The 19,384-nt window shown below is 63.7% G+C and carries 18 protein-coding genes; 14 read left to right on the top strand and 4 right to left on the bottom strand.

Translation table 11 applies throughout. From position 1 onward, the window contains the following. Positions 1-88 precede the first annotated feature (88 nt). From KQH53_07230 to KQH53_07250, 5 genes are all read left to right on the top strand, one after another. Positions 89-1,219, top strand: coding sequence for a DUF362 domain-containing protein (locus KQH53_07230; GenBank protein MCB2226456.1), 1,131 nt, complete (start codon positions 89-91; stop codon positions 1,217-1,219). 119 nt (positions 1,220-1,338) lie between these two features. Next, positions 1,339-1,509, top strand: a complete 171-nt coding sequence (locus KQH53_07235) for a hypothetical protein (GenBank protein ID MCB2226457.1) — start codon at positions 1,339-1,341, stop codon at positions 1,507-1,509. A gap of 9 nt (positions 1,510-1,518) precedes the next feature. After that, positions 1,519-2,103 carry a flavodoxin family protein gene (locus KQH53_07240; GenBank protein ID MCB2226458.1) on the top strand — a complete coding sequence of 195 codons (585 nt, stop codon included), beginning with the start codon at positions 1,519-1,521 and terminating at the stop codon, positions 2,101-2,103. A 27-nt stretch (positions 2,104-2,130) separates the two neighbouring features. Beyond that, entirely contained in the window at positions 2,131-2,565 is a 435-nt protein-coding gene (locus tag KQH53_07245; protein ID MCB2226459.1) for a flavodoxin domain-containing protein, read from the top strand. A 206-nt stretch (positions 2,566-2,771) separates the two neighbouring features. Beyond that, a complete protein-coding gene (locus tag KQH53_07250) occupies positions 2,772-3,446 on the top strand; it encodes a hypothetical protein (GenBank protein MCB2226460.1) in 675 nt (224 codons plus the stop codon). A gap of 75 nt (positions 3,447-3,521) precedes the next feature. Here the strand turns inward: KQH53_07250 and KQH53_07255 are convergent, their stop codons facing one another. Both KQH53_07255 and KQH53_07260 read right to left on the bottom strand, forming a co-directional pair. Continuing rightward, positions 3,522-6,008, bottom strand: a complete 2,487-nt coding sequence (locus tag KQH53_07255; GenBank protein ID MCB2226461.1) for a plasma-membrane proton-efflux P-type ATPase — start codon at positions 6,006-6,008, stop codon at positions 3,522-3,524. Between the two features lie 161 nt (positions 6,009-6,169). Further along, on the bottom strand, positions 6,170-7,117 hold the full coding sequence (locus KQH53_07260; GenBank protein ID MCB2226462.1) for a choice-of-anchor A family protein: 948 nt from the start codon (positions 7,115-7,117) through the stop codon (positions 6,170-6,172). Positions 7,118-7,350: 233 nt separating this feature from the next. Between KQH53_07260 and KQH53_07265 the strand changes: the two genes are divergently transcribed. The 5 genes from KQH53_07265 to KQH53_07285 all read left to right on the top strand — a co-directional run bounded on the left by KQH53_07265 (position 7,351) and on the right by KQH53_07285 (position 11,485). Continuing rightward, positions 7,351-8,058: a PEP-CTERM sorting domain-containing protein gene (locus tag KQH53_07265; GenBank protein ID MCB2226463.1), complete on the top strand. Its 708-nt coding sequence runs from the start codon at positions 7,351-7,353 to the stop codon at positions 8,056-8,058. A 317-nt stretch (positions 8,059-8,375) separates the two neighbouring features. Then, complete coding sequence (locus KQH53_07270; GenBank protein MCB2226464.1) at positions 8,376-9,707, top strand: AAA family ATPase; 1,332 nt, start codon at positions 8,376-8,378, stop codon at positions 9,705-9,707. Positions 9,708-9,733: 26 nt separating this feature from the next. Continuing rightward, positions 9,734-10,582, top strand: coding sequence for an IS21-like element helper ATPase IstB (istB, locus tag KQH53_07275; protein ID MCB2226465.1), 849 nt, complete (start codon positions 9,734-9,736; stop codon positions 10,580-10,582). Positions 10,583-10,604: 22 nt separating this feature from the next. Beyond that, entirely contained in the window at positions 10,605-10,916 is a 312-nt protein-coding gene (locus KQH53_07280; protein ID MCB2226466.1) for a hypothetical protein, read from the top strand. A 122-nt stretch (positions 10,917-11,038) separates the two neighbouring features. Next, positions 11,039-11,485 carry a HEAT repeat domain-containing protein gene (locus KQH53_07285; protein ID MCB2226467.1) on the top strand — a complete coding sequence of 149 codons (447 nt, stop codon included), beginning with the start codon at positions 11,039-11,041 and terminating at the stop codon, positions 11,483-11,485. A 78-nt stretch (positions 11,486-11,563) separates the two neighbouring features. On the opposite strand, the gene KQH53_07290 is transcribed toward KQH53_07285, so the two are convergent. Next, on the bottom strand, positions 11,564-12,112 hold the full coding sequence (locus KQH53_07290) for a hypothetical protein (GenBank protein ID MCB2226468.1): 549 nt from the start codon (positions 12,110-12,112) through the stop codon (positions 11,564-11,566). 190 nt (positions 12,113-12,302) lie between these two features. Between KQH53_07290 and glyQ the strand changes: the two genes are divergently transcribed. From glyQ to KQH53_07305, 3 genes are all read left to right on the top strand, one after another. Then, entirely contained in the window at positions 12,303-13,202 is a 900-nt protein-coding gene (gene glyQ, locus KQH53_07295; GenBank protein MCB2226469.1) for a glycine--tRNA ligase subunit alpha, read from the top strand. After that, complete coding sequence (gene glyS / locus KQH53_07300; GenBank protein ID MCB2226470.1) at positions 13,202-15,289, top strand: glycine--tRNA ligase subunit beta; 2,088 nt, start codon at positions 13,202-13,204, stop codon at positions 15,287-15,289. Before glyQ ends, glyS begins: the two co-directional genes overlap by 1 nt. 118 nt (positions 15,290-15,407) lie before the next feature. Next, positions 15,408-16,628 carry a DUF3883 domain-containing protein gene (locus KQH53_07305; GenBank protein MCB2226471.1) on the top strand — a complete coding sequence of 407 codons (1,221 nt, stop codon included), beginning with the start codon at positions 15,408-15,410 and terminating at the stop codon, positions 16,626-16,628. 58 nt (positions 16,629-16,686) lie between these two features. On the opposite strand, the gene KQH53_07310 is transcribed toward KQH53_07305, so the two are convergent. After that, positions 16,687-17,808, bottom strand: coding sequence for a HEAT repeat domain-containing protein (locus KQH53_07310; protein MCB2226472.1), 1,122 nt, complete (start codon positions 17,806-17,808; stop codon positions 16,687-16,689). A gap of 213 nt (positions 17,809-18,021) precedes the next feature. On the opposite strand from KQH53_07310, the gene KQH53_07315 reads away from it, so the two are divergent. Further along, positions 18,022-19,323 carry an agmatine deiminase family protein gene (locus KQH53_07315; protein MCB2226473.1) on the top strand — a complete coding sequence of 434 codons (1,302 nt, stop codon included), beginning with the start codon at positions 18,022-18,024 and terminating at the stop codon, positions 19,321-19,323. Positions 19,324-19,384: the final 61 nt, after the last annotated feature.

Here is a 19,384-nt window from a genome sequence, read left to right on the forward strand (position 1 = left end):
ATAACCATTTCCCCGGACGCCGTGATACGCTTGACAGGCAGCCCGCCTGTCCCTAGTTTATCGATAGCTATTCCTACTTGGATGCGACATGCCGCAAGACCGAAAACCAGACCATGCCCGCCGCGAACTGGTGAGCCTCGCTCCCCTGAACCAGGGGCCCACGCCCGAAGAAGTGGCCACGGCCACCCGCGAGGCGGCCCTGGCCGTGGACGACCTGGCCTGGCTGAAGCCAGGGGACACCGTGTTCATCAAGCCGGTGATCAACTCGGGCAACCCCCATCCCTCCACCACCAGCCCCACGGCCCTGGCGGCCATGGTGCGCCTGCTCCGGGAACGCGGGGCGGGCCGGGTGATCGTGGGCGACATGGGCGGGGTGGAGCATGTGAAGCAGCGGCCCGGCGGGGTGAAGGGCAGCACCCGGGCCCTGGCCGAAAACAACGGCCTGGCTCCGGCGGCCCGCGAGGCCGGGGCCGAGCTGGTGTTTTTCGAGGAGCTGGGCTGGGACGGTTTTTTTGAAGAGCGGCCCGCGCCGGGCTCCCACTGGAAGGGCGGCCTGATGCTGCCCAAGGTCTTGCAGGAGGCGGCGCACATCGTGCTCATGCCGCGCTGCGGACGTCACGTTTTGTTGGGCGCCACCCTGGGGCTAAAGGCGGTGGTGGGCTACATGCGCTTCGACACTCGCCTGGAGTATCACCACCAGGCCCGGAGCATCCAGGAAAAGACCGCCGAGGCCAACACCGTGGCCACCTTGCGGAATAAGCTTCGCCTGGTGGTCACCGCGGCGGACAAGGTCTTGACCACCTTCGGACCGGACAAAGGCTACGTGGCCCAGCCGGAGCAGGGCCTGGTCATCGCCTCGCGCTCTCTGGTGGCCCACGACATGATCTCCCTGGCCTGGCTGGCCCTGAACTGGCAAGAGGCTCCCGCCCGGCACAAGGCGTTCTACAACGACCCCAACGCCAGCCAGGTGGTGGCCAATCTGGCCAACCACTTCGTGGCCGGCATGCTGGGCGGGGTGGGGGCCGGACTGAGCGCCCAGGCTCTGCGCCGGGAGGGGCCGCCCTCGGTGTGGCCCGACCGCGCCCTGGAACGGGCCTGCCAACTGGCGGGCGGCGTGCCCGAGATAGGGTTGATCCCGGCGGGGGAGGGGCTCGACCCGGCCCTCATTAACGGACTGGCCGCCCTGGCCGCCCGGCCCGGGCAAGAGCAGGCCGCCTAGGGCGCATTGCGCGGGGCGGCCAAATGAGGCAACCTTAGATTTAGGATACAAACCCCGGCTCGCCGCGATGCCGCGTCCGCCGGGGCACGGACGACCATCCCACTCAATGGAGCGATAACATGAGCCAGATTCCCATGATCACCTGGAAGTGCACCAAGTGCGGCTACACCTTCAGCGCCGAGCGGCCCCCCGAGACCTGCCCCTCCTGCAATGAGAAGTGCGAGTTCGTGGATGTGAGCTGCTACACCCCGGACTGCGGCGGCACCGGTAGCGACGACCGTTTGGTTTAGGCCCGGCCCATGTTGGTGCTGGGCATCTACGGCAGCCCCCGCAAGGGCGGCAACACCGACCTGCTCCTGGACGCCGCCCTGGACGAGGCGGCCGTGGCCGGGGCCGAGGTGGAGCGGGTCTACTGCCGCCGCCTGAAAATGTCGGGCTGCATCGCCTGCGGCGGTTGCGACGACACGGGCATGTGCGTGCTGGACGACGGCATGCAGGCGGTCTACCCCTACATTCAACTGGCCAAGGCGGTGGTGCTTTCCTCGCCGGTGTACTTCTACGGCCCTCCGGCCCAGGCCAAGGCGCTCATCGACCGCAGCCAGGCCTGCTGGTCGGCCCGCATTTTGGCCAAGACCACGCCCGAGGCGCGCAAGTCCTATGACTCGGGCAAGGGCTACATGATCGCGGTGGGGGCCACCAAGGGCAAGCGCATGTTCGAGTGCATGGAGTTGACCGCCCGCTACTTTTACGACGCCCTGGACATGACCTACGAGGGCGGCCTTCTGGTGCCCGGCGTGGAGGCCAGGGGCCAGGTGGCCGGCGACCAGGGACTCCTGGAGCAGGCCCGCGCTCTGGGACGGCAGATCGTCGCAAGCGGCGAGTAGCCGCCCCCCAAGGAAAGGATTTTCGCTATGTCCAAAGCCCTGATCGTATACGCCACCCGCAGCGGCCAGACCCAGAAAATCGCCGAGATCATCGCCGAGGGCCTGCGCATGAACGGGAGCGAGGTAACCCTCAAGAACGTCACCGAGATCAAGGACGCGGCCCAGCTCAACGGCTACGACGCCTACGTCTTCGGCTCGGCCACCTATCATGGCGAGATGATGCCCTCCATGAAGCAGTTCCTGTTCCTGGCCGAAAAGGCGGAGCTGGAAGGCAAGTGCGGCGGCTCCTTCGGCTCCTACGGCTGGAGCGGCGAGGCGCCCCCGCGCATCTTCGAGACCATGAAGAACATCTTCAAGATGAATATGGGCGGCGACTGCCTGCGGCTCAAGACCGTGGACCTGGAGGGCGGGGTGCCCATGGCCCAGGGATACGGAAAAGATCTGGCCAAAATGACCGCCTAGGCGGCCTAGGACACAACATGTTGGGGCGCGCCGCTCCAGGGAGCGGACGCGCCCGTTTTTTATGACGATTTGGGTTGACAAGGCATTTGGCTTGCCTTTAGTCTGCCCGCAATTGCCAGTGGGCAAGGCATGGTGAAATGACAATTCGGTTGGGGTCTTAACCTGTTTTCTTCACGTGCCGGGGGTGCGGCGCGCCGGAGGTTGAGATGCACCGCTTTGCTCGGTTCACCAGACTGATAGTCCCCGTCCTTCTGCTCCTTCTCCTGGCCAGCCCCGCCGCGGCCGAAGTGGCCGTCACCGGCCAGATCGGCACCTTGGGCCTGCAAGGCCAGTTCACCGCCAACATCAACAAGTATTTCGATGCCAGGATCGGCGTGGGCGCCATGCCCAAGTGGAGCTTTTCGGCGGACGTCAGCGACATCGACTACAACTTCGACATGAGCCTCTACACCCTGGGCGGGTTCGTGGACTACCACCCCATGGCCGGCGGCTTCCGGGTCAGCGCCGGGGTTATCGTCAACAACCACGACATCAACTCCTCGGTGACCCCGGCCAAGGACAAGAGCTACAACATCGGCGGCACCACCTATCCCGGCGCGGCCCTGGGCACCCTGGACGCCAAGGCAGACTTCAACACCCTGGCCCCATATTTGGGCATCGGCTACAACGGGGTTTGGCGGGCCTACGAGCGCCTGTCCTTCACCTGCGAGCTGGGCGTGATGTTCTGGGGCGCACCGCAAGTCAACCTCAGCTCCAACATGTCTTCCGTGGTGCCCGGCCTTAAGCAGTCCTTGCAGCGCGAGGAGAGCGACCTGGAGAGCCAGTTGGATTTCCTGCAGTACTACCCCGTGGCCGCCGTCGGCGTGAGCTGGGCCTTCTAGACCCCGCTCCCACCAAGTAAACAAAAAGCCCCCGCCCGGATTCGGGCGGGGGCTTTCTTTTCGGTGCGCTGCCGGCTACAGGGCCCGCTTGAGGCGCTTGATAAAGCGTAAGTGATGCTTGTCGGCCAGGCCTAAATGGCGGATCAGGTGCAGCTTGGCCTGGTCCTCGATGAACAGCCATGCCAGGCAATAGAGCCACACCAGGCCGATGAGGCTCCAGGGAAGCTGGGCCACCAGGATGCCGAAGCCCACCAGTATGGCCGCCACCACCTGGGTGCCCAAAAGGGCCAGGAGCAAGACCGGGGCGGGCAGGGGAGGCTTGTAAAAGGCCTGACGGGAACGCACCACCAGCAGGGTGAGGTGCCCGGCCACGGTGAGCTTCAGATAGACCAGCGACTGAAGTTGGGGCACGCTCAGGTTCAAATACGAGACCGCCAGCCAGAGCAGGAGGAAGGTCTCCGCCACCCCGATGAGTCCCAGGGTGGTGGCGATGGTCAGCACCCGGCGCATGCGCCAGCGCACCGGTTGAGGGTCCAGCCAGGTGTTGTCATAGGCGATGGTCATGATGGGCAGGTCGTTGAGTAGCGCCAACAGGATCACCAGCACCGTGGTGGTGGGGTAGAAGTTGAAGGCCAGCATGGCCAGCACCACGAAGAACATCACCCGGATGGTCTCGGTGATGCGGTAGATGGCATAGGAGTTCATGCGCTCGAAAATCTGGCGAGCCTGCTCCACTGCCTTGACGATCACCGAGAGCCCCGGCGCGGCCAGCACCAGCGAAGCCGCCGCCCGGGCCGCATTGGTGGCCCCGGACACGGCCACCCCCACGTCGGCCTGTTTGAGGGCCGGGGCATCGTTGACCCCATCGCCGGTCATGGCCACCAGGTGGCCCCGCTGCTGCAGGGCCTTGACGATGCCGAACTTGTGCTCCGGGAAGACCTGGGCGAACCCCTCGGCCTGCTCGATCTTCTCGCCCAGGTCGCGCGAAATCTGCTCCGGGTCTGCATTCTGCCCGAATATCTCCTCGGCCGAGAGAATATTGGACTTCATGCCCAACTGGTGGGCGATCTCCCGGGCGATGGCCAGGTGGTCGCCGGTGACCATCTTCACCTCGATGCCCTGCTTCTGGGCCAGCTCGATGGTGGAGGCCGAATCCTCGCGGGGCGGGTCGTACAGGGGCAACATCCCCAGGAACTGCCAGCCGCCGGATTGGCCCGCCCGGGCCACCCCCAGGGTGCGGTAGCCCTTGGCGGCCATCATCTCGGCGAACTCTCGGGCCCGCTTTTCGGTGTCGCTGTCCAGCTCGCAAAGCTGGCTGATCACCTGGGGCGCGCCCTTGCTGTAGCGCATTGTTTCGCCTTCGGGAGTGCGCACCGAGGCCTCGGTGCGTTTGCTCACTGGGTCGAAGGGCGTGAACTTGAGCTGCTCGTATAGCTTGAGCTTGGCGCGGTCGCTCAGCTTGTCCAGGATGGCCTGGTCGATGGCGTCGCGGTTTTCCTCCTTGCTGGCCAGGGAGGCGGCCAGGATCAGCTCCTGGGCGTCGGCCGCGGCGAAGACCTCGGGCTCGCCCAGGGTGAGCTGGTTCTGGGTCAGGGTGCCGGTCTTGTCCGAACAAAGAATGTCGATGCCCGCCATCTCCTCGATGGACTGCAAGCGCGAGACGATGGCTTTCATCTTGGACAGGGTCAGCGCGCCCAGGGCCATGGTGAGCGAGAGCACCGCGGGCATGGCCACCGGGATGGAAGCCACTAGGAGGATCAAGACGAACTGGAACACCGCCAGGGGCGAATCGCCGCGCAAAATCTGGGTGAGCACCAAAATCGCGGCCAGGCCCAGGCTCAGGTAGATGAGATAGTCGCCGATGGTCAGCACCGCCTTCTGGAAGTGGCTGGGCGCCTCGGCGCTTTCCACCAGCTGGGCGGTGCGCGCGAACTTGGTGCCCGCGCCCGTGGCCGTGACCATGGCCAGCATCTCGCCCTGCTTGGCCACGGCGCCGGCATAGGCCGTGCCCCCGGCCTTCTTGTCCACGGGCAGGGACTCGCCAGTGAGGGCCGACTGGTCCAGGCTGAGGTAGTCGCCGTCAAAGAGCATGGCGTCGGCTGGCACGATGTCCCCGGGCCGGAGGCGCACCACGTCGCCGGGCACCAGCTCCTCGGCGTTGAGCACCTTCCACTGGCCGTCGCGCAGCACCCGGCACTCCAGGGCCATCTCGCCCTTGAGCGCTTGCAAGGCGTCGTCGGCCTTGCGCTCCTGCCAGAAGCCCACCGCCGCGTTGAAGGCCAGCATGACCATTATGATCACGAAGTCGGTGAGGTGATCGACGATGAGCGACAAGACCGCCGCCGCCTCTATCATCCAGGGAATGGGCCCCCAAAAGTAGCCCAGGAACTTGAGCAAGGCGTTCTGCTTGTGCTCCTCGACCTTGTTGGGGCCGTAGCGTTCCCTGCGGTTGGCCGCCTCTCCGCTGCTCAGGCCCTGGGGCCCGCTCTCCAGCTCCTGAAAGATTTGTTGGGGGGATTGCTTTTCCGGTTCCTCGGCTGTGGCTGTTTCACTCGTGCCCACGTCAGCCCTCCTCGGTATGTGCCAAGCTATATTTAAAGTCTATACCTTTTGGAGGAATGGCCCAAGGCGTGGGCGAAATCGCGCGGGTTTGGGCGCGACAAGGCAAAAAAGAACCCCCGCCCGGATTCGGGCGGGGGCTCGTTTTTGGGCTGGTTGGGGCCTTAGCCCTTCTTGCGCCTCAGCCGCAAGCGGCCCCATCCGGCCGCGCCGCCCAGGGCGCTGGCCAACAGCAGCAGGGTGCCCGGCTCGGGAGCCGCCGCGCCGCCGCCGGAGTAGGGGCTGTAGGACTGTCCGGTGGTGTTGAAAGAGCCCTCGATCTGCTTGGCGATGATCTGGCCGTTGATGGTGGCCCCGGAGGTCAAGATCTCCGCGTAAGGCGCCAAGATGGTGCCTTGCACCGTGATGTTGTTGATGGCCAGTTGCTCGGCCTCGTAGAAGTTGAACAGGATCTTGTCGGAGAAGTCGGTGAGGGCCTGCTGTCCGCCTTGCAGGCTGATGTCGTCGCCGCTCACGTTCAGGATGATGTGCGCGTCGCTGGGGATGCTGGACAGGGCGGCCCACCAGTTGGTGTTGCTCAGGTCGTTGCCCGAGATGTTGAACACCTGGAGGTCGCTGCTGCCGTCGCCGTTCAGATATATGCCGCCGTACTTATAGGTGGCCGCGCCCGTGGTCTGCAACAGGGACAGGGTGCCGCTCAGGTCTTCCAGATACTGCTGGGAGGCGCCGAAGTCCACCGGCAGGTTGCTCTGCTTCTGGTGGATATTGCTGCGGTCCACCCAGCTGGGCAGCTTGGCCTTGCCGCCCACCTGCACCTGTCCCGAGGCCACCGGAGCGATATTGGACTTGAGATTGCCGCCTACCACCAGGCTGTTGTCCGAGGGGCCGACGCCGTAGCCGATGGTGTAGCTCCTAAGGTCCGCGTCGCCGCCCACGGCGTAAGCGCCAGTGGTTTGGTTGTAGCGCACGTCCAAGTCATGGAGCACGAAGGCGCTGTACGCCCCGGCGGTGCCCAGGTTGACGTTGGTGGCCAGGGCCGGACCGGCCAAGCCCAATAGGGCCAGCGCCGCCACAGCTACCGTCAACAAATTGATTAATCTGATGGCCTTCATTGCATCTATCCATATCCGCCGACTGTAAGCGCGGCGAAAACATTGATCAACCGTTCGGGTGGACTATTCCACCTATCTATAAAGCTAAGCTCGCCGGACCTCCTAGTCAACTAAACTAAGATTTATTGTCTAAGTGGCTTTTCTTGTCAAAAACATGTCTTATAATTTAAGAGAGATGAGTGATGCCGCATTGAGAAAGTTTTCCGAGCTTGCCCGCTAGGAGGAATCACATCATGAAACGCATAGTCATTTTCATGATGTTCGCTCTGCTGTTGTTGCCCGCCACGGCCTGGGCCGACAACATCAGTTATCAGGGGATGCAACAGCCCGGCCTCAAGGTGGAAGGCTATGTGGGCTGGGGTTGGCACAGCCAAAAGGTGAGCGCCACCACCGGCGAGTTCAAGGTGACCTGGGACGAGCAGGAGGTGCTGGCCGCCTATTGCACCGACATTCTGACCTCCGGCGTGGGCGGGGCCTACAGCGTGGCCGCCCTGAACACCTTTGATTACGACCAGTACGAGAGCCTGTACCAGGCGGCCTGGATCATGGACAACTACGCCCCCGGCCTGGGATACATCGATTCCCAGTACAGCTCCACCGTGGCGGCCACCGCGGTGCAGGCGGCCATCTGGCATCTGCTCACCCCGGGCTACAACTCCTGGAACCTGACCAAGGTCAAGACCGGCTCCTGGTCTGACAAGCAAAACACCATGGACCTGTACGCCTCGGTTCTGGGCGAGGCCTCCCAGGTGGACTTCAGCTCCTACGATTTCAAGAACGACTTTTATTTCGGCGACAGCCAGCAGAACCGCCAGGACCTGCTGTTCGCCACCGGCGGCGCGGCCTCGGCTCCGGAGCCGGGCACCATGCTGCTCATGGGCTCAGCCCTCACCGGCCTGTGGGGCTACACCCGCAGGCGCAGGCGCCGCAAAAAGGTCTGATTCCAAGGCAAAACAGCCTCGGCCCCCGCTTCGGCGGGGGCTTTTCTTTGCCTGCCCCAAGGCCATCAATTACCATTTCGTAATAAACCGGCCAAGAGCCCAACGCGCTTCCAGTCTTTGCCCCCAAGGGGCCAATAGATAATTATCCAATTAAATTGATCTATTGAGGCATTTGCCCCTGCCGGAGGGGCAACGCGGCGCCAAGGTCGGCACGGCCATTGCAAATATTCGTCCCCGTGAATCTCTGACTCGATGGTCCGTCATAAGCCGTGGTCCGCCGGTGGTTTGCTGTTTCAACAACGAGAGGGGTGCGCGCCATGCGACGGATAGTGGTCAGTTTGCTCAAGGGCGGCGTGGCCAAGAGCGAAACCGCGGTAAGCCTGGCCCACGGCCTGGCCCTCAAGGGCTGCCGGGTGCTTTTGGTGGACACCGACGTGCAGGCTCAATGCAACGACATGTTGGGCGTGGAGCCGGAACAGGGCCTGGCCGAGGTGATCGCCGGGTGGGCCGAGCCCATGGAGGCCTTGGTCGAGGCCAGGGAGAATCTCTTTCTCCTGGCCGGCGGGGTGCCCCTGGCCGGAGTGAAGATGGAGATCGCGCGGCGGGAGATGGCTCCCGAGGCGGTGCTGGACGAGACCCTGGCCGCCTACGAAGACCACTTCGACGTGATGGTCATGGACACCGCGCCGGGCTGGGACACCCTGTTGGTCAACGCCCTGTACTGCGCCCGCGAGGTGATCTCGCCGGTGTCCATGGAGCCGGTGGCCCTGAAGGGCCTCAGGCGCTTCGAGGAGCGCCTGGCGGTGATCCAGAAATACAACCCCGCCCTGGCCCTCAAGTGGATTGTGCCCACCTTCGTGGACGGCCGGGTGAAAAAGACCGCCCACATCATGGAGCAGCTAGAGGCAGAGTTCGGCGACCGCCTGACCGCGCCCATCCGCTACTCGGTGAAGCTCTCCGAGGCCCCGGAATACGGCCTCACCATCTACGAGCACGACCCCCGGGGAGCCGGGTCCAAGGGTTATCGCGCCCTGGTGGAGCGGGTGTTGGCCGAGGCCCCGGCGGGCGAGCAGATGGTATTCGCCCCCCGGCCCGAACTGCCCAAGCCCGCGATGGCCGAGGCCGCCCCGCCCGTGGCCCAGGAACCCTCAATAGCTCAGCCCCAGCCCGCTCCCAGGGAAGCACCCTTGGCCAAGGAGCCCGTAATGGCCCCGCCCGAGCCGGCCCCTCAGGAAGCCCCCGTGGTCATGGAGTCTTGCCAAGAACAGGACGGCCCCCGGGTGGACATGCCCTCCTGGATGGCGCGCGAGGCCGCTCCGGAAGGGGAGGGCCTGGCCATAGAGATGCTGGAACCCCCCAACGATCAAGCAAGCATGGCCCCGGCTTCGGCGGCGGAAAAGTCTGCCCCTCCGCCACGGGACGCCGGGGCCCTTGCTTCTTCCGCGACGCCGCCGGAAGTGCCGCCCGACGCCAGCCTGGCCGCCCTGGCCGAGCGCCTGCTGCAAAGGAAGCTGGCCGCCCAGGGGGTGGAGATGCCGCCGCCGATGGCGGAGGAGGAGCCCCCCAAGGTTTGGGATCTGCGGGAGCGTCTGAAAAAGGTGCCGGTGCTCAGTCAGCGTCTCAAGCGCGGCCTGGGCTCGGGTTCATAAGGCAAACCGGGAGAGGTAGGCAACACATGAGCGGTTTCGACAACGCGCCCGACATCATGGGAGAGGCCCTGGGGCGGCTGCCGCTTCGGCCCTCCCTGGCCCAAGGCAAAGTGGTCAGCATGGCTCCCGAGGCTGCGGCCCGGACCAAGGCGCTGCTGGACAAGATGAAGCGGATGCGCCTGACGGGCATGGCCGCGGCTCTGGAGGAGCAAATGGCCCGCACCCCGTCCTTGCCTCCGGCCTTGGTGAACCACCTGGAGCGCCTGGTGGAGCGGGAAGAGGCCGAGCGCTCCGCCCGCCGGGTGCAACGCCGGATCAAAAAGGCCGGGCTCAAGGTGGAAGCCACGGTGGAGGGCATCGATCATTCCCACCCGCGCAACCTGAACCGGGCCCTGGCGGCCGAGATCGCGGCCTGCGGATGGGTGGCCAAGGGCTGCAACCTCATCATCACCGGGCCCATCGGCTCGGGCAAGACCTACCTGGCCAGCGCCTTCACCCGGGCGGCCTGCCTGCGGGGCTACAACGCCCTTTACCGCCGTTTGCCCGAGCTATTGCGCGAGCTGGCCGAGGCCCGCGCCAAGAAAGGCCTGGAGCAGTACATGGCCTCCCTGGCCAAGCTGGATCTCCTGTGCCTGGACGATTGGGGCCTGGAGCTCTTGGACCATCAGCAGGGCATGGACCTGCTGCAGATCGTGGAGGAGCGCTACGGCAAGAAGGCCATGATCGTGGCCAGCCTGCTGCCCGTGGATGAGTGGGGCCTGGTCATGGACAACCCGGCCATCGCCGAGGCGGTGAGCGACCGGGTGGCCGCCACGGCCCACTGCATAAACCTCAGCGGCGAGTCTTTGCGCCAGGAGTACGCCTCCCGCCGTTAAAACCTCTCACCCGGAGAATGCCATGCCCGCCAAAGCAGCCTCCCGAATCCCGCTGATCCGCCGGGTGTGCCTCCCCAGCTCACCCTGGCTGACCCTGGAGGACGCCGCCCAAGAGGCCCGGGTCAGCGGGCGGGTTCTTCGTCAATGCCTGAATCAAACCAGCCCGGCTGACGGGATGGTCACCTGCGGCTCCGGTCCCAACACTCTCATTCACCGCGACAGCTTGCATGAGCTGCTCGCGCGGGTCCTGCAACCGGCGGGTCTTGAAGAACCCGTCATGAAAAACAAGGGTCCAGGAGGTGATGAGTTGTGCAAATCGGCGGGACATACCTGAACAAGGCGGTGATTTATCTGTTGGCCGTGGGAGTGGTTTGGGCTGCGGGCCCGGCCTGGCCCCAGGACAACACTTGCGCCATCCCACGGCACGTTTGCCGGCATGTGCTGGTAGTGTGCCAAATGACGGCCTACCCGGTGAAGGCAGCGCCGGGGCAGGGGCTGGGTCTGGGGCAGATGAAGGCCATGGCCCGGCAGGCCGAGAGCCCTCAAGTTCGTTACTGCGCCCTCTATGCCCTGGGCGAGTCGAGGAGCCCCCAGGCGGCCGGTCTGCTGATAGCCCTGCTGCAAGACCCCGACCCCAGAGCGCGCCGGGGCGCGGCCCATGCTCTGGGCAAGCTTTCCCAAACCAGCGCGGTCATGCCCCTGGTGGAGCTGCTCTGCCGGCCGGGCGAGTGCCAGGCGGTGCGTAGCGCGGCCGCCGCTTCCCTGGGGCGTCTGGGCGATCCCAGGGCCGTGGCCGTCCTAAGCTATCACTCCCAAAGCCAGTACGCCTGGGTTAGGGGAGAATCGCTCAAGGCCCTGGCCCGCCTTAGGAGCTCCCCTGAAATGCGGCGGGCCGGCCGCTAAAAGGCAGCCGGACAACCCCGATATCGTAATCAGGCGATTACGATATCGTAATAGACTTGCGCGGCGTCCGGAGCGGGTCTAGAACCCGCCCGGGCGGCCGGTGCCCATGCCGCTGGGAGGCCTGACTTGGGGTAGGGCCTTGGGTTTCACGCCCATGGCCTCTAGCCGCTTGCGGTTCTCCTTCACCCACTTCCTGTAGGCGTCGATCTGATCGCCGCTGAGCACCTTGGACAGCTCGTTCTGGGTTTGCATCTCGGATTTGTGCTGCACCTCGAACAGGCGGATCATCTCGTTCACGTTGCTGGTGGAGGCCTGGGCCGAGATGATCTGCGCCCTGCGGGCCTGGTCCTGGCCCAGAATCCGGCGCACCGGGACCACCTGGGCGGGCTTGAGGGCCAGGCGCTTGGTCAGCTCGGCCATGGTCTGGTCCAGCTCCTCCCGGGGGCTCATCTGCTTTTGCTCGTCCATGGGGGGCGGGGCAGGGCGCGTGGCCTTGGCGTCCCGGGGCGCAGCGCTGTCCGCGCCCGGTGGCGGCGGGGGATAGGTCGGCGGGTTGGCCGCGCCGCCGCCGCAGCCCAGGGCCATGGTGAGCAGCAGAAGGGATAGGGATATGGCGTAACGAAGCATAAAGTTCGCTCCAAATGCAAAAAGGTACGCGCGACGGCCGCCCGGCAGGGGCCGCCCGGCCCGAATTATACCAATCGCCGGGCCCGGCGGCTTGGCTTGCATGGGTGGTTTTGCGGTGATAGCATAACCAGTTCCAAGCAGCCGCGATAAGCGGCCCGTATCGTAGCGAACAAACGGGAGAAACCAAGCCATGTCCGCGCCGGCGGTAAAGACCTTTCAAGACCTGATCCTGGCCTTGCAGAGCTATTGGGCCGATCAGGGGTGCATCATTGGCCAGCCCTACGACCTGGAGATGGGGGCGGGCACTTTCAACCCCCACACCTTGCTTCGGGTGCTGGGTCCCGAGCCCTGGAAGGTGGCCTACGTGGAGCCCAGCCGCCGCCCCACCGACGGCCGCTACGGCGAGAACCCCAACCGCTTGCAGCACTACTACCAGTACCAGGTGATCCTGAAACCCTCGCCTCTGGAGGTGCAGCAGCTATACCTGGACTCCCTGGCCGCTTTCGGCATCGACCCCCTGGAGCACGACATCCGCTTCGTGGAGGACGACTGGGAGTCGCCCACCCTGGGCGCCTGGGGTCTGGGCTGGGAGGTGTGGCTGGACGGCATGGAGATCACCCAGTTCACCTACTTCCAGCAGGCCGGCTCCATTGACTTGCAGCCGGTGAGCGTGGAGCTCACCTACGGCCTGGAGCGCATCGCCATGTATCTGCAAAAGGTGGACAACGTCTACGACCTGGCCTGGAACGACCAGGTGAGCTACGGCGACGTGCACCACAAAGGCGAGTGGGAGCACTCCACCTACAACTTCGAGGTGGCCAACACGGACATGCTCTTCACCCTGTTCGACCTCTATGAGGCCGAGAGCCGCCATGCGGTGGAAAAGGGCTTGGTGCTGCCTTCCTATGACTACTGCCTCAAGTGCAGCCACGTGTTCAATCTCCTGGAGGCGCGGGGGGCCATCAGCGTGACCCAGCGCACCACCTTCATCGCCCGGGTGCGGGCCATGGCCCGGGCCGTGGCCGAGGCCTACACCGCCCAGCGCGAACAGATGGGGCATCCGCTCCTGAAGGGCAAGGAGGCGGCGTAATGGCGGAGCTAATCTTCGAGATCGGCTGCGAGGAGATGCCGGCCCGTTTCGTGGCCCCGGCCATGGCGGATATAAAGAAGCTGGCCGCCGCCAAGCTGGGCCAGGCCCGCTTGCTGGAGATCGGCGAGATCAACTCCTACGGCACGCCCCGCCGCTTGGCCATCGCGGTCAAGGGGCTCAAGGAGCGCCAGGAGGACCAGGAAGAGACCGCCCTGGGACCGCCGGTAAAGGCGGCCTACGACGCGGACGGCAACCCCACCAAGGCGGCACTGGGCTTTGCCAAGAGCCAGGGCGTGGAGGTGGAGGCCCTCTCCAAGGTGGACACCGACAAGGGTGAGCGCCTGGCCGCGGTCAAGAACGTGCCAGGCCGTCCGGCCCAGGAGGTGCTCAGCGGGCTGCTTCCCGAGCTGGTGGCGGCCCTGTCTTTCCCCAAGACCATGCGCTGGGGCGATGAGAGCTTCCGCTTCGCCCGGCCCATCCACTGGTTCCTGGCTCTCTTGGACGGCGCGGTGGTGCCTTTCACCCTGGCCGGGATCAGCAGCGGCAACCTGACGCGCGGCCACCGCTTCCTGGCTCCGGCCGAGTTCGAGGTGAGCGGCGCGGCCGACTATCTGGCCAAGCTGGAGGCCGCCTACGTGCTGGCCGACCGTCCGGCCCGCGCGGCCAAGGTGCGCGCCGAGGTGGAGGCCGCGGCCCAAAGCGCGGGCGGCCGCCTGGTGCCCGACGAGCCGCTCATGGCCGAGAACACCGACCTGGTGGAGTGGGCCGCCGCCTGCTGCGGCTCCTTTGACCGCGAGTTCCTGGAGGTGCCCCGCCCGGTGATCATCAGCGCCATGCGCGAGCACCAGCGCTACTTCGCCCTGGAGGACGCATCCGGCAACCTGATGCCCAACTTCATCGCGGTGAACAACACCGTGCCCAAGGACATGGCCGTGGTGACCGCCGGGCACCAAAAGGTGCTGCGCGCCCGCCTGGCCGATGCCCGCTTCTTCCTGGGCGAGGACCGCAAGAAGGCGCTCATCGATTACCTCGAGGACCTCAAGGACGTCACCTATCACGCCAAGCTGGGCACCAGCTACGAGAAGGTGGAGCGCTTCGCCGCCCTGGCCGGTTATCTGGCCCAGACCCTGGGCCTGACCGAGGGCGAGGCCGAGCAGGTGGTGCGCGCCGCCCGCCTGGCCAAGTGCGACCTGGTCACCGAGATGGTGGGCGAGTTCCCCTCTCTGCAAGGCGTGGTGGGCGCGGAGTACGCCCTGCGCGACAACGAGCCCCCGGCCGTGGCCCGGGCCATTGCCGAGCACTACCTGCCTTCGGGCGCGGACAGCGAGCTGCCCGCGACCACGCCGGGCACTCTGGTGGGAATCGCCGACCGGCTGGACAGCATCTGCGGCCTGTTCGGCATCGGCCAGGTGCCCACCGGCGCGGCCGACCCCTTTGCCCTACGCCGCGCGGCCATCGCCATCATCCGGGTGGTCACCGAGAAGAAGCTCAGCCTTTCCCTGGAGGCCATGCTGGCCCAGGCCCTGGAAGGCCTGGCCGCTTGGGTGGAGCGCCCGGCTGATGAGGTTTCCGCCGAGGTGACTGCGTTCTTCGCCGCCCGTTTCACCGGCATCCTGGCCGAGCAGGGCGTGCCCACGGACGTGGCCCAGGCCGTCTTGGCCGCCGGGCTGGACGACCTCACCGCCACGGCGGCGCGGGCCAAGGCCCTGGCCGAGGTCAAGGACTCGCCCGAGTTCGCCTCCCTGGCCGCGGGCCTCAAGCGGGTGATGAACATCCTCAAGAAGGAGGCGGCCCAGGTTACCGAGGCCGCGCCCGACGAGGCCATCATGGTCGAGGATGCGGAAAAGGCCCTGTACCGCGCCTTCGGCGAGCTGGAGGCCGAGGCGGGCGAGCTCTTCGCGGCCGGCGACTACGCCGGGTTCCTGGCCCGGGTCTCGGACTTGAAGGACCCCATCGACTCCTTCTTCGACAAGGTGATGGTCATGGACAAGGACGAGGCGGTGCGCCAGAACCGTCTGGCCCTGCTCAACCTCATGGCCACTCTCTTCGCCCGCTTCGCCCGTTTCGAGCACTTGCAGCTCGTATAGCGGCGGCTAGCTAAAAAAAATAGGCCCGGGGAGCAGCGATGCTCTCCGGGCTTTTTTTTGAAGCTTGGACTTAAAAATAATATCATAGTTTGCAATTCATTTTCACAAAGGAGGGGGCATGAACCGATTGGCAATGAAAAAGGAAATTAGAGAGAGAGTGCTTGTTTTGGCACAGAGAGATAAAGCCGACTGGAGAGAAGCCGAACAACTACGCAGACAATTTGTATCTGATTATCCAATCAGTAAAATTATAAACCTTTCATTAGATGAGTATGTAATAGGCAAAGGCAGTGCCAATAAGTCATTTTGCTATCGTCTTGAACGTGAATTAGACAGCCTTGGACGTATTTTAGGCGCGACGGCTTTTAAGTTTGGTATATATTTCGGAAAAACCAAAAATGACTCTAGATATAAATATCGTTTTGCCAAGCACTGGGGGCAAACTGAAAAAGAGGTATTTGCCTCAGTAAAAAATGAGATTGCTTCGCTACTCAAAGCGGCGTCAGCTGGCAATTATGATGAGGTTCGCGTCAACAAATTATCTCCTATGTTTAAAGGGAAATTGCTATTTATTTATTTTCCAAATAAATTCACCCCAATCTATGCAAAGGACCACTTGAAATATTTCTTAGCGCAATTAAATTTACGCGGTAATTTTACAAATGAAACCGACATGCAGGTAGCATTAATGGAATATCGCTCTCAATGGCAAGAGCTTGAGAATGAACACCCATGTCTTTATATGAAATTCTTGTACGATGTCTTCGGATACCCATCATCGGCATCCTCTACGGAGGAGTCTCGAGTCGCTGATGTCCCTCTTCTGGATGATGCCATTAAAGGGGCTAAATTTATAGATAAAATTCCTAAAGGCAATTCTCGAAAAGCGCCTAAGAATGGGGCTAGTGGAAACAAAACAAATTATGATAAAAGGCAAAAGCGCCTCAAGCAAATAGGTGATAGAGGGGAAGAAATTGTTCTTGCAATGGAAAAACAAAGATTAAAAAATGCTAATGTTAGGGGGCTGGCTTCAAAAGTGAAGCATGTTGCGTTAACAGATGACAGCGCTGGATTTGATATACTATCTTTTGACGAAGATGGAACGAAAAGGTACATTGAGGTTAAAGCGACTACTGGCGAGACGCTGAATAATGGTTTTTATATTTCTGCAAATGAAGCAACCCAAGCGAATATATTGGATAAATATTATATATACTTTGTCCTTTCCGCAATGAGCGATAGACCGCGAGTTATGCCGGTCCCTAATCCTTTTGGCACTCAAAGCAAGTTTGAACTAACCCCAATTATTTTTCATGCCAATCTTAAGCAAGATGGGTAGCCTGCTGATTGTGTGTTATAGATATTACAATTACGAGAGATTGCTCATTTTGCTTTCCTCAGACCATCATCCCCAACGCCCCCTCCACCTCCCGAGCCACCACCTCGCCATCCCGCCCACGCCGCGCCTCCAGGGCCCGCCGGGCGCCGGCCCCGCCGATGCGCCCCAGGGCCCAGGCGGCCATGGCCCGCGCCCGCTCGTCCGGGTTGTCGTCCAGGGCCTGGATCAGGTTGGGCACGTAGGCCTCGTCGCGGGTGTTGCCCATGACCCGGGCCACGTTCATGTGCCAACGCCACAGGTTCTTGGCGTTCATGTAGAACATGTGCGGCCAGATGCGTTCCTGGAAATAGGGCACGTCCATGGCCAGCAGCTTGACTAGGTCGAAGTCGTCCGCCTTGGCCGTGGCGCGGGGGTTGGGCTCCAGGTTTGCGGCCAGCCACGGCGCGTTGCGCGGGCACACGTTCTGGCAGCGGTCGCAGCCGTACACGTACAGGCCCATGGGCTCGCGCAGTTCCAAGGGGGTGAGCCCTTGACCAAAGTAGGTCAGGTAGCTGACGCAGCGCCGGGGGTCGATGTGGCGAGGGCCCTTGAGCGCCCCGGTGGGGCAGGCCACCAGACAGGCGTTCTTGCACCAGTCCGGGCAGCCCACCTTCATGCTGGGCTCGCCGGGGGTCAGCTCCAGGTCCACCACCAGGGGCAGGGGCAGCACCCAGGAGCCGCCTCGCGCGCAGTTCTTGGCATAGAGCAGGGAGTTCTTGCCGTAGTCGCCCAGCCCGGCCCGGGCGGCGGCCGGGCGCTGAGGCAGGTAGGGCGGGAACTTGGATTGCACGCCATTGTCCCGGAGGAACCCGCGAAAGGCCTTCATGCGCTGGGCCAGGCCGTCCTTGGTCACCCGGTCGTCGTCCAAATAGCAGCGGCCGAAGAAGGGCTCCAACTGGCGGGGGTAGGCCTGCTTGAAGTAGTGCTCCAGCAAGACGATGATGGAGCGGGCTCCGGGCAGGGCCCCAGCCGGGTCGGTGCCCGCGACCAGGTCCATGTTCATGGCCTGGGCCCAGGCGTATTCCTCTTGCCGCTGCCCCAGTATTTCCCGCTGTTCGGCAAAGGGTTCGGCGGTGGTGAAGCCCACGTCCGCGAAGCCCAGTTCCCGGGCCTTGTCCATGATTTGGTCTTGTCGCAGCATCGGCCCTCCCTTGCCAAAACAGTCTGGTGATTCTCCTTTGAAGCGCCGCTCCCCGTCAACCCGTTAGAGCTTGGTCCGAGGGGGTAGGGGCGACCAGGCCCACCAGCCACGCGCTATTAGGTCCTTTTTTTATTGTCAAACTCGCCGCGTTTTGCTTTGTTGGAACCCGCCCCGCCTTGCCCCCTTCCCATCACCTCGCCCTAGGAGATTTCGATGATCATGCCAAGGTTCATTTTGCGCGCGGCCCTGCTGGCCACCTTGATCGTCACCCTGTGCGCCCCGGCCGGACTGGCCCGTGCCGCCTCCTCATACCGCTTCCCCGCCGAGTTCGAAAAGCAGCAGGCCGTGTGGCTGGGCTGGCTGTCCAAGGAGTACATCCGGGGCTACCCCACCGACCCGGTGCTTTTGAAAATGACCCGTGAGCTGGCTGCCAGGTTAAAGGTCGTGGTCTGCGTGCCCAGCGAGGCCCAGAAAAAACACGTGCAAACCCTGCTGGCCAAGGGCAAAGTCAACCTAGCCAACGTCTCCTATTTCACCATCCCCTTCACCATGCTCTACTGGCGCGACTTCGGTCCCATCTTCCTGAAAGACGGCGCGGGCCAAAAGATGGTCGCGGACTTCAACTTCAACTGCTGGGGCTATTTCCCCCTGCACGACACCCAGGCCCGCATGATGGAGCGCATTGACCGCACAGTGGCCAAGGCTCTGAAGCTGCCCAGCCGCATGACCCGGCTGGTAAGCGAGGGCGGGGACCGGGAGTTCAACGGCAAGGGCACCCTGCTGGTCACCGAGGCCTGCGAGTTCCAGCGCAACCCCAACCTGTCCCGGGAAGATATCGAGGCCGAGCTGAAAGATACCCTGGGGGTGAGCAACATCATCTGGCTCAAGCAGGGGACCGTGGACGACGATCCCTACAACACCAGCACCCTGCCCAGGCCGGGAGGCAAGGGCGTGGCCTATCGTAGCGCGGCGGCCAACAACCACATGGACGAGTACTGCCGCTTCGTGGGGCCACGCACCATCCTGCTGGCCGAGGTCAGCCAGAAGGAAGCGGCCCAGGGGCCGGTGGAAGCCGAGAACCGCCGTCGCATGGAGGAGAACTTCGCCATCTTGCAAAAGGCCAGGGATCAGGACGGCCAGCCCTTTGAGATCGTGCGCATCCCCATGCCCCATACGCTCTATTTCACCGCCCAGCCCGACGACGAGGCCTACTTCGGGCTGTCATCCTACCCCAAGTACGAAAACGGCACCGCCTTCCCCATAGGGAATCCGGTGACCATCATCCCTGCCCAGAGCTACTGCAACTTCCTCATTTCCAACGGGGTGGTGCTGGCCCAGAAGTACTGGCGCGAGGGGCTGCCCCAAACAGTCAAGGAGCGGGACCAGGAAGCCCTCAAAATCTTGCAGGGGCTGTTCCCGGATCGCAAGGTGGTGGCCATCAACACCCTGGCCATCAACTTCGGGGGGGGCGGCATCCACTGCACCACCCAGCAGGAGCCGGCCACGGGCAAGTAGGCCGCGCACGGCAAAGGCCCGGACGGGAATCCCCGCCCGGGCCCATGCCGGTTTCTATTTC

The organism is Desulfarculaceae bacterium, from assembly GCA_020444545.1.
Classification (GTDB): Bacteria; Desulfobacterota; Desulfarculia; order Desulfarculales; family Desulfarculaceae; genus Desulfoferula.

Excerpts from the sequence above, each read along its gene's own strand:
- KQH53_07230 (MCB2226456.1), top strand. The coding sequence starts at position 89 with ATGCCGCAAGACCGAAAACCAGACCATGCCCGCCGCGAACTGGTGAGC.
- KQH53_07235 (MCB2226457.1), top strand. The coding sequence starts at position 1,339 with ATGAGCCAGATTCCCATGATCACCTGGAAGTGCACCAAGTGCGGCTAC.
- KQH53_07240 (MCB2226458.1), top strand. The coding sequence starts at position 1,519 with ATGTTGGTGCTGGGCATCTACGGCAGCCCCCGCAAGGGCGGCAACACC.
- KQH53_07245 (MCB2226459.1), top strand. The coding sequence starts at position 2,131 with ATGTCCAAAGCCCTGATCGTATACGCCACCCGCAGCGGCCAGACCCAG.
- KQH53_07250 (MCB2226460.1), top strand. The coding sequence starts at position 2,772 with ATGCACCGCTTTGCTCGGTTCACCAGACTGATAGTCCCCGTCCTTCTG.
- KQH53_07260 (MCB2226462.1), bottom strand. The coding sequence starts at position 7,117 with ATGAAGGCCATCAGATTAATCAATTTGTTGACGGTAGCTGTGGCGGCG.
- KQH53_07265 (MCB2226463.1), top strand. The coding sequence starts at position 7,351 with ATGAAACGCATAGTCATTTTCATGATGTTCGCTCTGCTGTTGTTGCCC.
- KQH53_07270 (MCB2226464.1), top strand. The coding sequence starts at position 8,376 with ATGCGACGGATAGTGGTCAGTTTGCTCAAGGGCGGCGTGGCCAAGAGC.
- istB (MCB2226465.1), top strand. The coding sequence starts at position 9,734 with ATGAGCGGTTTCGACAACGCGCCCGACATCATGGGAGAGGCCCTGGGG.
- KQH53_07280 (MCB2226466.1), top strand. The coding sequence starts at position 10,605 with ATGCCCGCCAAAGCAGCCTCCCGAATCCCGCTGATCCGCCGGGTGTGC.
- KQH53_07285 (MCB2226467.1), top strand. The coding sequence starts at position 11,039 with ATGACGGCCTACCCGGTGAAGGCAGCGCCGGGGCAGGGGCTGGGTCTG.
- KQH53_07290 (MCB2226468.1), bottom strand. The coding sequence starts at position 12,112 with ATGCTTCGTTACGCCATATCCCTATCCCTTCTGCTGCTCACCATGGCC.
- glyQ (MCB2226469.1), top strand. The coding sequence starts at position 12,303 with ATGTCCGCGCCGGCGGTAAAGACCTTTCAAGACCTGATCCTGGCCTTG.
- glyS (MCB2226470.1), top strand. The coding sequence starts at position 13,202 with ATGGCGGAGCTAATCTTCGAGATCGGCTGCGAGGAGATGCCGGCCCGT.
- KQH53_07305 (MCB2226471.1), top strand. The coding sequence starts at position 15,408 with ATGAACCGATTGGCAATGAAAAAGGAAATTAGAGAGAGAGTGCTTGTT.
- KQH53_07310 (MCB2226472.1), bottom strand. The coding sequence starts at position 17,808 with ATGCTGCGACAAGACCAAATCATGGACAAGGCCCGGGAACTGGGCTTC.
- KQH53_07315 (MCB2226473.1), top strand. The coding sequence starts at position 18,022 with ATGATCATGCCAAGGTTCATTTTGCGCGCGGCCCTGCTGGCCACCTTG.